The following is a 14,563-nucleotide window of genomic DNA, read 5'->3' as shown; positions in this document are numbered from 1 at the left end:
TTGTTGGTTTTTGGTTTACAATTGGCAATGTGTAAATATAACGCAATGATAATTAAAACTTTGTAAAATAAACGATCATTATCCTATCCCTCAGTCGATTAAGTAATAATTATATCAAAACCAGTAGATCTTTGGAATAAAACCCGGTTTAGGGCTTTGCAATTTTGAAGTTTCGTATTTTACTTCCAGGATATAATCAGCAGCTCTTTGCCCTCGTTTAGCTGCTTTAATATTTAAGGATTAATCCGCAGTCCTTAGCAGTTTCCATGATATTCTTTCTCATTCACATGTTAAAATAAAAGAAGACGTAGAAGTGCTTTTGAAGATCGTTTTAGTGAAGATTTTATGTTCTATGGAGATTGATATCAAGATTGTGGTGCACTTATCATCATCATCTGTAAAAATGTGACCTTAATGCCATCACATGCTATAGGGCAACAAATTAGAGATCTGTTGCACTAAAGTTCAACTTCAGTTTATGCCTTAGAATGGTATATTGAACTAGTAGGTTTTAGGGGTTAATAAAAATATATTGGTGGCACTTTAATTTACTCAATTCACTGCGACATAAAGTTTACTAATGTCCCCTGTATAGCCGGCGCATTTTTATAGTGCCCATGATTTATGCAATTAAATTCCAGTTTAGGAGAACCCGATCCGCTTACTCCACAAGTAATTTTGAAAATAACGTTTTCGATTCTGCTACCAGTTGAATGACGTAAACTCCTCTTTCCAGCTTTTTTGCTGTAGTAACCTGCATTGTTAAGGATCCATCTTCATTAATGACCGCCTTCTGCGTTTGCACCAATCTGCCAAGGGAATTAATAATGTTTATAACGGCTTTCTCGTTACTTGTAAAATTATGTGCGCTTAAATTGAAATAAGTACCTGGATTTGGGTTGGGATAAACGATTAGTGATAAAACCGGCTTTACCTCGTCTATCGCAGTCTGCATAACCCCAGTTACCGCCGGGGCGCTCGTTCTATCAATTTTAAATATTTCTAGTCCCCCAATAGCGACCCTGTTTGCAGTTGGTTTAAACAGAATGCTTAATGCGCCATCAGTTACTGTAACATCAAAGTCTTTCACCAACGCTTCCCGGTAACCCACCTCGTTGAATATATCAAAGTTAGAGAGCGCTTGTTTATTTTCCATAAAGATGCTGAAAACCCTCGAGCCGGGGGTTGTCCAATAATTCTCCGCAAAGTGCATTCTTACCATATAATCGCCATTAGCCACGGGGATGGCGTATTTTGTTTCCGCCAGATCTGCAGCTGCTGAAAGATAGGTTTGATACAAAACATCATCATCTGTGGCGGATATACCTGATTTAACTACCTGCATATCCAGCTTGATGGGACCGGATCTGTAGCTTTTATCAGCCTCAAATAATTTGTTGTCAATAGTAATGTTCGCATCCGCTCCACCTTTTATTCGTTTAACTATGGCCACTGTAGCTGTGCTATTGTTACCGTTGCCATATAGCGGGATGCGTAATGGTGAAGCAGCGCTATTATAATAAACCAGTACGGCTGCATTCTTGATACCAACTGTAGTGGGTTTAAATTGCACCGTAAGTGGCGTACTGGCCTGTACAGTAAGATTTGATGTTTGTAAAGCCCCAACAGAAAACTCAGAAGCGTTGGGTCCGACTATTTCGGCGCGGATAAGTTTTATGTCCGAATCACTTGTGCCGTCGCTGTATTTTTGTCCTGCATTTTTTAGATTGAGGGTAACATTGCTGGTGTTCCCTGTTAAAGTGTTCGCAAAACTAACGTCAGATGAAGTAGTACATATCAAGTCAGAATAGTGAAGAGAGCCGGACTCTGGTTGGATATTGTCTATATAGTAAACGTTGTCCTGGTAATCATAGTTGGTGTTTGGCGTCCCTAAATAATCACAGTCCAGAATATATGCGTTTGGCACAATGTTACCTTCCGCATCCATGACTTTTAAAAACCGGATACCGATAAGACCATTAAAGTTTTGTGTCCGATCAGAAGATGACGAGCCGATCTTGAATCCAAACGACCCCGATAAATTAAAGGTTCCCTGGGCAGGAGAGCTGGAATTGGCCAGCCGCGGTATCACGGATTGCCCGTCCAGATTGTTATGCGTAAATAACGTTGTGGTTGATGATGAGCCTTTTGGAAAATACTTAACGGATTCTACAGCCGAACAGCAACTATGGTAAGCAGCCAGTTGATGAACAGTAACGGGCTTGCTTTTATCAGCCTGAACAAAGTAGGATGCGATAACCTCGCTGGAGCTGGATACTCTGGCAGTTCCGTTATTATTGCCATCATCATGCCCGTATCCAGTGTTTGTAGTATATCCAAAGGCGCTGATAATTTGTTGTGCAAAAGGCTCATTTGTGCTTTCGCCTGCTATTTGCCAAATGCCATGCAGATTTACCTTTTTTATCGGCGCTATACTATCGTTGCTAAATATGGTAAGGGTATCATTCAATACTTTCACTCTTGTTCCCACGTCTTTGGCTGTGTACTGCACTACTACGTCACTGTAAGCCTGCGAATTAACCGAAAATGGAAGCCTTACAGTGGTGTCACTATTTACGGATGCAATTTTCCATGAAATGGTATTGGATAACTTTAAATTGGTAATGTTGAGCTTGCCCGTACCTTTATTATATACCCGAAGCTTTACTTTGTCATGATTAGCATTATAGGGCGTGGTGGTTGGGCTGGTACGGCGCCAGGGGGTTTGAATTAGTGAAAATACCAGCACATCATTAGCCGGTATAAGATCCATATTCTTTAAAGACATATAGGCGCCGGGTACTTTTGGTGCAGTCAATTTAAAATTGTAAGATACAATTTTCGAATTATTATTTCCATCAGTAGCTTTCAATTTGAGGGTATAGGTGCCTGCTATATTTATTGTAAAAGCCGATTTATAATTGATGTAAGAACCGCCATTGATGGAGTATTGCAATGATGCCAAACCCGCCGTACCGTTATCCTTCGCGGTTACGTAAACTTTTACCTGGTTGCTGTAAACATTGGTTGAGCTTTGAGACCCTGCAAACCGGGCGCTTACGTTGGGGCTTTCAGTATCCGTGACGGTTGTTTCCGGCGAAAAACTTAGATAATTCATTTTAGTGTTAACACCTCCTGTGGCATCAATGGTCAGTTTACCGTCGTTAACCTGCACAATGGCTGTGGACGTGCGGTATTTGGTTTGTGCCGTGGGAGTAAAGTCGGCTATTGTTGGCAGCCCTTCCACGTTGATCTGGTTATTACTGTCGTAGAAGCCGCTATCGCCGGCACTTACAAGTACCCTGTACCGCCCGTTTGCAACGGCGTATTCCCAGGTACCTGGTACTTGCGAATTTGTTGTTGCCTGCATCTGCACTAACGACAATTGCTTTACGTCTCCTGTGCCACTGCGCAGCCGCATGTTAGCCTGCAAACTAACGGCTTGTTTGCTCGAGGGATTAATCCAGCCATATTTGCGTGTGGCATCATATGGCAATCCTACATCTGCCTTGTAACCACTTGGAGTAGATGTGCCGCTAGGTTGAAAGTTTATATTGATGATTTGTGAATGCGCCCTGGTATCGTACAATAGCATCATTAAAAACGCTATTGTAAATAACTTTTCTCCACGAAACCTCACTAAAATCTTAAAAAAAATCATCATTTTGTATTTTGCACTTTACCAGGTAATTCAACTAATTTGTTAATACCTAAGCTGATAAATAAAGTCAAAATTACTTTGTAATCCTTTGATTATAAAATTCTAGCCGTTAATGACCCTAAATTGTGAATATATCGAAATAGATGATTAGACAATTGACCCGATATTGGCAAACTGGCCGCTAACATTAATAGAAGCCCTACCGGCAGGAGCAGGAAACAAGGAAATGGGAGAAATCAATAATTTATTATTATCGTATTTGCAATATTTCGGATGAATTTTAATTGCTAATGAATTCAAGCTCTTAAATCAACCTTATTTGAGAAGAGAAATTACCTTTTTTCCACCAGTCACGATTGCTACAGCAATTAATCCGGCTAGCAATCCAAGGCTAAATTCTTTTACGATTGAAGGGAATTTAGGCAACAGATCATGAAGATAAGCGATATTGTGGACAAAAATACCACCTGAAACCAGGATTAAAGCAATTGTGCCAACAACTCCGAGTATCTTAATAATAACTGGCAGTAGTTTAACCAACCATTTACCCAGGGTAGATATGAAGCCATTATTGTTGAATTTTTCCATAAGCTTATAACCAGCATCGTCCATTCTCACAATAAGCGCTACGATTCCATAAACACCAACGGTTGCTAAAATAGCAACAACGGAAACGGTTATGATCTGTATCGGTAAACTCTTGTCTAAAACAGTTCCCAGTGCTATGATCACTATTTCCACCGATAAGATAAAATCTGTTGTTATGGCCGATTTAACCTTGGTCTTTTCGTCTGCAGCATTCTTTTCTTCTGTTGCTCCTTTAGGATGCGGGAAAAAATATTCAACAATTTTTTCAACGCCTTCATAGGCCAGGTAAAAACCACCTAACACCAAAATGAATTTTATAGCTACCGGAAAAAACGCGTTTAGGAGCAGCGCAATGGGGACGATAATTATTTTATTAAGCAATGATCCTTTTGTGATTGACCACAGTACCGGGATCTCTCTTGAGGCAACGTACCCGGTCGCTTTTTCTGCGTTTACAGCTAAATCATCACCCAGTATGCCAGCAGTTTTACGCGTAGCTACTTTGGCGGTAAGTGCAACATCGTCCATCAACGCACCTATATCATCTAAAATCGCAAAAAAACCCGACGCCATATTAAAAATGTTTTAAATACAAATAGCTTAACTTCTTTTAGCTTGTTTAGTTTAGCAAGCAGCCTTAATTTGTTAATTTATTTATATGCTAACCTGAACAAGGGTTGCATTAGAAAAACTGAAGCCTAAAATCCGCCCATCAAACCGTCTTTCAAGGCTTCATTGTACTTGTCCTTGTCGAAACTATAAAGAAAAGGTGATCTGTGTGCGCCTATAGGTTTGGTTTCATTTAATTTCACCAGGATTCCCGCAACCATCATTTTTTTTGCGAAGTTGCGGTTATCCAATGTTTTACCCAAAATGGTTTCGTAAAGGCTTTGGATTTCGGGTAGTGTAAACTTTCCCGGTAATAATTCATAACCGATGGGGTAGTGGGCAATGTGAATGCGCAACGCCCGCAGGGCTTCATCTATCAAGAACTGATGATCAAACATCATTAACGGCAAATCTTTCACCAGCCACCATTCACATTCTGATTCATACTCGCCCTTCAGAACGGTCACCTCGGCAAATTCGGTAAGGGTGTAAAAGCCGATGGAAACGAAATAATCAAAGATCCAGTAATCATCTGCTAATGCTACGCCAAATAATTGGCTCAGCTGCTTTGGGTTAAAATCTGCGTCACGCCTTTTTTCAGGGTCTCCAAAAGATTTGAATTGTTGCAGGTACAGATCTTTTAGCCCCGTTCTCGATAAGGCAACTCTGGCAGCGGCCTGGTCTATGGTTTCTGTCTTTTTAATATATCCACCAGTGATGGTCCACTTACCAGTTGCAAACGGTCTTTGAAGGAGCACCTTCAATTCTTTATCATGGTAGCCAAAAATCACGTTATCAACTACTACATTTCGAAGATATTCTTTTTCTTCCGCGATAAATGAGTCTTTCCCGTTTTCTTCCATTTAATTGAGTATGAACAAAATTAACAAATTTTGATTCAATAGGTAAAATGTACCTATTAGGATTTGGAAATGCCGCTACGCTGGAATATCTTTATTGCGTTGAATGTACAGAATGAATTATATCACCTTAAATTAAAACCAGAATAACATGAAGAAGATTTCCTTAATATTAACAGTCGCCTTAGGTGTGTTCCTGGGTTTGGACGTTAGCGCGCAAACTAACAATGACTACTATGTTGGAAAATGGACTATAACGGTAATGGGAACACCACAAGGTGATGCCAAAATGAACTTTGTTTTTTCGCGTAAGGAAGGGAAACTTGTTGGAAGTGTTCAGGATTCTACCGGCAAAGAATTATCGGTTATCTCTAAAATAGAGGAAAAAGATAAGTCTATTACCTCTGAATTCAATATTCAAAACTATGATGTCAACCTAAAGTTGGATCCTGTGGATGACCAGCATGTAAAGGGCAGCCTGATGGGAATGTTTGCAGCTAAAGGCATCAGAATTAAAGAATGACCTTCTTTAACCAGTGCAATCTTCATCACCTCCGCTGGTTAACAATGCTTTAAAAAGTGTTCATTTTAATAGTTGGCAGAGGGGAGAATGCTACGTAGTTACCGCGGCAAATATAAGCAGCGCTGTAAAGAGGTAGATTAGAATTCCTTTAATTTTCCAGTTAGTAAACCTTAAAAACTTGCTGACTGGTTTACGAACATTAACGCAATTGAGAATTTTAATTTTAACTAAGTTCACATCCAAAACAAATGATTAAATAATTTCTTTTATTGCTGTACTGAAAACTAAATATTATTGTCATGTCAGAAACTAAAGAAAAAATCACGGTAAACACAGATATTAACGCTCCGCTCGGCAAAGTTTGGGAGCTTTGGACTAAGCCTGAACATATTGTACATTGGAACAACGCATCTGATGACTGGCATACCCCAAAAACCGAAAACGATTTACGTGTAGGTGGTAGTTTTTTATCATCAATGGCTGCGAAAGACGGAAGTGCGAGTTTTGAATTTGGAGGAACCTATACTGCGGTAGAAGAACATAAAAAGATTGCCTACGAACTGGCTGATGGGCGACAGGTCGAAATTATTTTTACCGAAAGCGACGGCGCCACCAAAATTGAAGAGACCTTTGATCCGGAAAATACGCACTCTGCGGAAATGCAGCAACAAGGTTGGCAGGCAATCCTTACCAATTTTAAAAAATATACCGAAAATTACAGTGATTAAATAGGCTTAATCAATTAAAATACATATTTGTTCAATCTAACCTTAACGTCCTTTACTTAAAGATGTGACCTATATTGCCATGAAAAAATCACTATTTATTTTGCTGCTTGTGTGTGCCTTTGCTTTTAAAGTGAATGCCCAAACATTTAATGCCGTAGAATTTAAAAATAACCTAGGCAAGACAAAAACACTCTGCGATACTGTTGCCTCCATAAAAATTTTTAGCGATACCTTAACGCTTATTAATATGGGAGGCAACTATCCAAATCAAAAATACACCATCGCGGTAAAAGGGAACAAGCTTGTGCTGGATTGGGTTAATTTAAAGGGCAAGCGACTTTGCGTTACCGGCGTGTTTGAAATGCATAAGAACCGCCCGGAAATAGTTGCTTCACAACCTAATGATATTACTTTCCCATAGCCGAAAATAATAAACCAAAATACTTACTCTTGTTCTTACTACCTCTGCAGGCCGGTAAAGTCTATACCAATGAGCCCTGAACCAAATTTATAACCACCCCGGTAGCCTAAAATAATGCTATAAAGCCGTTAGTAAGCCAGAAGTATGGCCTATTAATGTGCAATTGCCAACTCTGGTTGAAACTCTTCTAAACTATTTCTACAAACAAATCGCTCCTTTGCTATTTAATTTTTGGTTAACTCTCTCATAAGTTACCTGTATTTTTACATGTCGATTAAACCATATTGAGTATAGCTTAATACGACGATAATAATCACCAATAATGAAAAATAAATAAAAAAAACAGATTTCATATGATCAGGGCAACCGTAAATTTTTTTAACTTAAACCCGTTTTTAAAAATAAATTACCGGTATTGATAAAAAAAGACTGCTTTCGGGCAGCCTTCCTAACCAGCCTAATGAACATACTTACTGATCATATTTACACCCGGGAATTAGCAGACGATGTGTTTCTACATCGCTTATTTGAAAAGCAGGCACAGGTAACACCTGATGTAATTGCTGTTCAGTTCCTCGGAAGACAAGTTTCTTATGCTGCTTTAAATGCCGCGGCCGATGCCCTTTCGAAAGCTATCATAAGCCAGGCGCCCGCATCGCTGGTAATTGGGGTAAGTTCACACCGATCTATTGAGACCATAACCAGTATCCTGGCTATTTTAAAGGCAGGTAAAGCATATTTGCCGCTTGACCCGGGTTACCCCGCCGAACGCCTGGAGCAGATCATCGAGGATTCTGGCATCGATACGATTTTAGCCGTTTCCGCTCAAACGCCATTATTTAAATATCTGCCGCTTTCGGTGATCGCGTCAGATGAGAAACATGCAATCCCGGTTGCTCAAACCGAAAATATCCGTACCAAGGTTGCGTATATCATTTATACTTCCGGCTCTACCGGTAAACCAAAAGGGGTGTGCGTAGGTCATGAAGGGGTAGCCAATCTGGTATCTTACTACAGCCGCATTTCGCCTTTAGCTAAGCCGGGCGTTAAAATTCTTCAGTTTTCCCCGTTGGTGTTCGATGCATCGGTGATGGAAATTTTCGAAACACTTTGCCTTGGTGGTACGCTGGTGCTGATAGAAGACGAAATCCGCATCGACCCTGTAAAACTGATCAGATTTATTGATGCTGAAAAGGTAAACCGGATCGATGTGCCATTTGTAGCCCTGCAATACATTACTGAGATAGCGGATGCTGAGCAGTTTTATCCTCCTTTCCTACAAGAAGTGATCACGGCGGGCGAGCAGTTGAAGATAACGCCGCAAATCATGCGGTTTTTTCAGGCGCTGCCCAACTGTGTTTTTTATAACATGTACGGCCCAACTGAGGCAAGTGTAGATAGCACTACGCTACGCCTGGAAGGCCCACCTGAAACATGGCCGCTGCTGCCCAGTATTGGTAAGGCAATAGATAATACCGAGAATTTTATTCTTGACGAAAACCTTCATTTGGTGCCAGACGGTGAGGTAGGTGAATTATGTATCAGCGGCATCAACCTGGCCTTTGGTTATTTGAACCGGCCGGAACTTACCGCTGAGAAATTTGTTAATTGGGAACACAATGGCAAAACAATCCGCATTTATCGCAGTGGTGATCTTTGCCGTTTCCTGTCTGATGGCAATACAGCCTACCAGGGACGCAAAGATACCCAGGTCAAAATTCGCGGCAACCGGGTAGAGATAGGGGAGATAGAAGTGTTGCTGAACCAGTTGGACGGTATCCAGCAATCTGTAGTGATTGCCCGGGAAGATAACCCCGGCGACAAGCGATTGGTTGCCTATCTGGTTGCTGCACATGGTAAAATCACCACTGCCAGGGTTAGGGATAGTATTGAAGAAAAGTTGCCCGAGTTTATGATGCCATCTGCCTTTGTATGGATGACAGAACTGCCCAAAACCAGCAGCGGTAAAGTAGACCGGAACAATCTGCCGAAACCCGATCTGAAACGACCCGAGCTGGCAACTTTATACAAACCTGCAGCAACCACTACCCAGAAATACCTCACCGGTATATGGATGGAACTGCTGCAATTGGAGAAGATAGGTATAGATGATAATTTTTTTGAGCTGGGTGGTAACTCCTTACTTGGTCTAAAAACCGTTGCTGCTTTAAAAAAGCAGTTTAGTATTGATTTACCGATAACCAAGCTTTATCAGTTCCCAACGATAGCGGGGATTTCCGCACATTTAGATGGATCTGCCGGAAAATCTACCGAGGCCCAATTGCCAAAATTAAAGGTAAAAACCGGGAACGGTGATATTGCCGTGATCGGTATGGCAGGGCGTTTCCCGGGTGCCAATACTATAGAAGAGTTTTGGCAGTTGCTGAAAGAGGGCCGCGAGACCATCAGGTTTTTTACAGATGAGGAACTCGATCACTCTATTCCGCCTGCGGTGCGCTACGCGCCAAACTATGTAAAGGCCCGTGGCGTTGTAGACGCTGCGGATGAATTTGATGCGGCGTTTTTTGGCTTAAGCCCGCGCGTAGCCGAATTAATGGATCCGCAGCAGCGCATATTTTTAGAGTTGGTTTGGGAGGCCCTGGAAACTACAGGGCACTTGCCATCGCAATATTCTGGCACGGTTGGCCTTTTCGCCGGCTGTGGAAATAATACCTATTACATCAACAATGTAATACCGAACCGCCAGTTGATTGATAAGGTTGGTGGTTTTTTGGTAAGCACTTTAAATGAGAAGGATTACATTGCCACCCGTGTGGCTTATGAACTGGATTTGAAAGGCCCGGCCGTGAGCGTACACTCCGCCTGCTCAACATCGCTTTTAGCCATCGCGCAGGCGGTGGATAGCATCCGCAACGGGCAGTGCAATGCTGCACTGGCCGGCGGCGTGTCTATCAGTTCGCCTATCAACAGCGGTCACCTTTACCAGGAAGGCACTATGCTAAGTGCCGACGGGCATTGCAGGTCGTTTGATGCTGAAGCCGATGGCACCATATTCAGCGATGGAGCAGGGGTGGTTCTGTTAAAAAGCTTGGAAGAAGCAGAAGCGGATGGCGACACCATTTATGGCGTAATTAAAGGCGTGGGTTTGAATAATGATGGCGGCAGCAAGGGCAGCTTTACTGCACCAAATGCTACCGGCCAGGCAGGCGCTATAGCCATGGCTATTCAAAATGCCGGAGTATCCCCGGCAGATATTACTTATATAGAAGCACACGGCACGGCCACTGTTTTGGGCGATCCGATAGAAATTGAAGGCCTACGCATGGCTTTTGGTCCGCAGGGTAGAAACCAGTACTGCGCTATCGGTTCGTTAAAAAGCAATATGGGCCACCTGGTAGCCGCTGCAGGCGTTGCGGGTTTTATAAAAGCTACGCTGGCGCTTTACCATAAGCAAATCCCGGCATCGCTGTACCATACCAGTCCAAATCCGAATATCGATTTTGAGAACAGTCCATTTTTTGTAAATACCACACTCACCAACTGGGACACCGATAAAAAACGTATTGCTGGTGTAAGTTCATTTGGCGTAGGCGGCACAAATGTGCACGTAATAGTAGAAGAATACCCGCAGGAAGCCAAAATATTCGGAGACCGTAAAGGGCCATATCTCGTTCAATGGTCGGCAAAAACTGCAGAAAGCGCAGAATTGTACCGTGAAAAATTAGCGGCATGGATCAAAGCAAACAACTCGGTATCACTGGCAGATCTGGCCTACACCCTACAAACTGCCCGCACAGGCTTTGCTAACCGATACATCGCGATAGCAGAAAATAGAGAAGAACTGCTTAGCAAATTGGCGGTAACCCCGCCCAAAACCGATTATAAAAAACTTAGCACAAAGGCTACGGAAGTGGCCTTTATGTTCCCCGGGCAGGGTGCCCAGTTTGTGAACATGGGCCGCAATCTATACCAGGAAGAAGCTGCCTACCGGGATGCTGTTGACGAATGTATCACTCTGCTTAAAGGTACTGCTCAGAAGGATATCCTATCCGTAATGTTTTCCGATGGAGATGAAACAGCAGCGGCGGGAAAATTAAAAAACACTCTTTATACCCAACCTGCACTATTCATCACCAGTTACGCCATGGCTAAATTATGGATGAGCTGGGGCATTGTACCGGCTATATTAACCGGGCATAGCATAGGCGAATTTGTCGCTGCACATTTCGCGGGAATCTTTTCGCTTGCCGACGCGGTTAAACTGGTTGCCACCCGCGCCAAATTGGTAAGCGAAGCTGAAGGAGGTGATATGTTATCCGTACGGATGCCGGAGGCAGCTGTTAAGGCCATGCTGCCCGAAGGTTTATCTATTGCGGTGCTTAATACAAAAAATGCAACGGTAGTTGCCGGGCCAACAGCAGAGGTTGCCAAATTTGCCGAAGTATTGAAAGGACAAAACGTAGCTACCCGCCTGCTGGAGACCAGCCATGCCTTTCACTCGGCCATGATGGATAGCATTGTGGCACCATTTGAAGCCGTCGTAAAAACCGTAAAGCTAAATCCGCCCGTAAAGGCTATCATATCAACGATCACCGGCAAGTGGTTAAGCGAAGCGGAAGCTCTTGACCCAAGTTATTGGGCTACGCACGTGCGCCGCACCGTAAGGTTTGCCGATGTTGCCAACCTGCTTGCGGAAGATGAGACACGGGTGATGCTGGAAGCTGGCCCCGGTAATGTGCTCTCCACACTGGTTAAACAACAGGCATCCCCAAAACACATTACAACTATACCCGGTATTGATAGCGCGGTAGGTAATTTGCCCCATCGCTCTGCGCTGCATGCATTGGGTGTACTGTGGATGAACGGGATAGACCCCGATTGGAGCGCATTTTACAGTGGCCAGACCCGTGTGCGCCTCAACCTGCCCACCTACGCATTTAACCGGAAACGGTTATGGGTAGAGCCCATAACACCGCTTAGCCATTTAGCGCCACCATTTGAAGCCCCAACAGAACAATTAATAGCATACCGTACAGAAACACCGCAAAACATGCCAGTTAGAAAAGACCTTTTGATTAGTAAATTGAAGGAAATATTTGAAGATACCTCTGGGATTGACGTAGATAGCAGTGATGCCAGCTTTATTGAAATAGGCTTTGATTCCTTATTGCTTACACAGGTAGCTACCAACCTTAAAAAAGAATTCAACGTACCGGTTACCTTCCGTAAGTTATTTGAAGAATACAATTCTTTAGAGTTGCTGGCTACGCATTTGGATAGCGTTTTACCGGCCGATAAATTTCAGCCGGCCGCACAGGCGGCAGCTGTTCCTAAACCAGCCGCTCAGCCCGTTTATCAACAGCCAACTCATCAGCAGCCCGTGTTTCATGCCATGCCACAAGCCGATGGCAGCACTCAGGCGTTGCATATGATAGCCCAACAATTACAATTACTGGCCAGCCAGGTAGCCACCTTACAGGGCGGAACGGTTGGTTATGCGCCACCGCAGGCGCGTACTGCAACCGTAGTACTGCCACCGCCGCCAATGCACCCAATTAACGAACCGCATCCAAGCGTTGCGCCTCCGGGTATGGAACTGGAACCGCAGCCCGAAACTACCGCAGAAGAACTGGCAGAACTGAAAAAACCTTTTGGCGCTACGGCTCGTATTGAACGGCAGGTAGAAGGTATCAGCACCAAACAACAGGCTTTTATAGATAAACTCACCAGAGATTATAACCAGAAAACCAAGAAGAGCAAAGAGCAAACCCAGCAGCATCGCCCATATATGGCCGACCCGAGGGTGGTGAGCGGTTTCCGCCCTTTGACAAAGGAATTGGTTTATCCAATCGTAGTCAATCACTCCAAAGGCAGCCGCGTATGGGATGTTGACGGTAACGAATACATCGATGCACTGAATGGTTTCGGCTCCAATATGCTGGGCTATCAGCCGGAGGTTTTGAAAAGAGCCATATATGAGCAAATAGAAAAAGGATACGAAATTGGCCCGCAGCATGAACTGGCAGGTGATGTATGTAAGCTGCTTTGCGAGTTTACCCAGTTTGAACGTGCAGCTCTTTGCAATACCGGTTCCGAAGCGGTATTAGGGGCTATGCGCGTAGCCCGTACGGTAACCGGCAGGTCGCTGATCGTAGCGTTTAGCGGCTCATACCATGGTATTATGGATGAGGTGATTGTGCGCAGCACCAAGAAATTAAAAACGGTTCCTGCGGCATCTGGTATCCTTTCAGAAAATGTGCAGATGATGCTCATTTTGGATTATGGTACCGATGAAACCCTGCAGATTATAAAAGACCGTGCAGATGAGATAGCTGCAGTTTTGGTGGAGCCGGTGCAAAGCCGTCGGCCAGAATTTAAACCGGTGGAGTTTTTGAAGAAATTGCGGGTAATTACCGCAGATGAAAAGATCGCATTGGTATTTGATGAGGTGATCAGCGGTTTTCGTATGCACCCGGGCGGCGCCCAGGCCATCTTTGGTGTGAAAGCCGACATGGGCACTTATGGTAAAGTAATTGGCGGTGGCATGCCGGTAGGGGCTATTTGCGGCACAAAAGAATATATGGATGCCCTTGATGGCGGTTTCTGGCAGTACGGTGATTTGTCAGTGCCCGAGGTAGGGGTAACTTACTTTGCCGGTACGTTTGTTAGGCACCCGCTTGCCCTCGCGGCAGCAAAAGCATCGTTACAGCATATGAAGGATCGCGGGCCCGCTTTGCAGCAAAAGATTACTGCAATGACCAAGATTTTTACCGACGGGATGGAAGCCAAATGCCGCAAGGAAGATCTCCCGGTAACTGTGGTTGGTTTTGGGTCATTATGGCGCCTGAAGTTCCTGGAGGAGATCCCATACAGCGAGCTTTTCTTTACCTTGATGCGTTTGAAAGGTATTCATATATTGGATGGCTTTCCGTGCTTTATTACCGATGCCCATACTGAAGATGATATAAAAATAATGATTGCAGCATTTGAATCAAGCATGGATGAGATGATTGCCGCTGATTTCTTTTCATCTCAGCAGGCAACGCAGCCGGTTAATACTGCCGTTTCCCCCACGGTAGAGCCTACACCGGCAAACGCAAACACGCCGCCTGTTCCAGGCGCCCGTTTGGGCCGCGATAAAGATGGCAAACCAGGTTGGTTCATTGCTGATGAAAACAAACCAGGCAAATATTTGCAGGTAAAATAAATTGT

7 protein-coding genes are annotated in these 14,563 nt (G+C 43.6%); 4 read left to right on the top strand and 3 right to left on the bottom strand.

Features of this window, described 5'->3' with window-relative positions:
• Positions 1-661: 661 nt before the first annotated feature.
• The 3 genes from A0256_20630 to A0256_20620 all read right to left on the bottom strand — a co-directional run bounded on the left by A0256_20630 (position 662) and on the right by A0256_20620 (position 5,721).
• On the bottom strand, positions 662-3,598 hold the full coding sequence (locus A0256_20630; GenBank protein AMR33663.1) for a hypothetical protein: 2,937 nt from the start codon (positions 3,596-3,598) through the stop codon (positions 662-664).
• A gap of 378 nt (positions 3,599-3,976) precedes the next feature.
• Positions 3,977-4,822: a hypothetical protein gene (locus A0256_20625; GenBank protein ID AMR33662.1), complete on the bottom strand. Its 846-nt coding sequence runs from the start codon at positions 4,820-4,822 to the stop codon at positions 3,977-3,979.
• A 125-nt stretch (positions 4,823-4,947) separates the two neighbouring features.
• Positions 4,948-5,721, bottom strand: coding sequence for a hypothetical protein (locus tag A0256_20620; GenBank protein ID AMR33661.1), 774 nt, complete (start codon positions 5,719-5,721; stop codon positions 4,948-4,950).
• 148 nt (positions 5,722-5,869) lie between these two features.
• On the opposite strand from A0256_20620, the gene A0256_20615 reads away from it, so the two are divergent.
• The 4 genes from A0256_20615 (at position 5,870) to A0256_20600 (ending at position 14,558) form a co-directional block, all read left to right on the top strand.
• Entirely contained in the window at positions 5,870-6,241 is a 372-nt protein-coding gene (locus A0256_20615; protein AMR33660.1) for a hypothetical protein, read from the top strand.
• A 299-nt stretch (positions 6,242-6,540) separates the two neighbouring features.
• Positions 6,541-6,969: a polyketide cyclase gene (locus tag A0256_20610; protein AMR33659.1), complete on the top strand. Its 429-nt coding sequence runs from the start codon at positions 6,541-6,543 to the stop codon at positions 6,967-6,969.
• Positions 6,970-7,048: 79 nt separating this feature from the next.
• Positions 7,049-7,390, top strand: coding sequence for a hypothetical protein (locus A0256_20605; protein AMR33658.1), 342 nt, complete (start codon positions 7,049-7,051; stop codon positions 7,388-7,390).
• 460 nt (positions 7,391-7,850) lie between these two features.
• Positions 7,851-14,558 (top strand): type I polyketide synthase, encoded by a 6,708-nt coding sequence (locus A0256_20600; protein ID AMR34635.1) that lies wholly within the window; start codon positions 7,851-7,853, stop codon positions 14,556-14,558.
• The last annotated feature ends 5 nt before the right edge of the window (positions 14,559-14,563 follow it).

The sequence above is a fragment of the Mucilaginibacter sp. PAMC 26640 genome (assembly GCA_001596135.1).
GTDB lineage: Bacteria > Bacteroidota > Bacteroidia > Sphingobacteriales > Sphingobacteriaceae > Mucilaginibacter.
The sequence above is the reverse complement of the archived record's forward strand: the minus strand, read 5'-3'. Positions and strand labels throughout refer to the sequence as shown.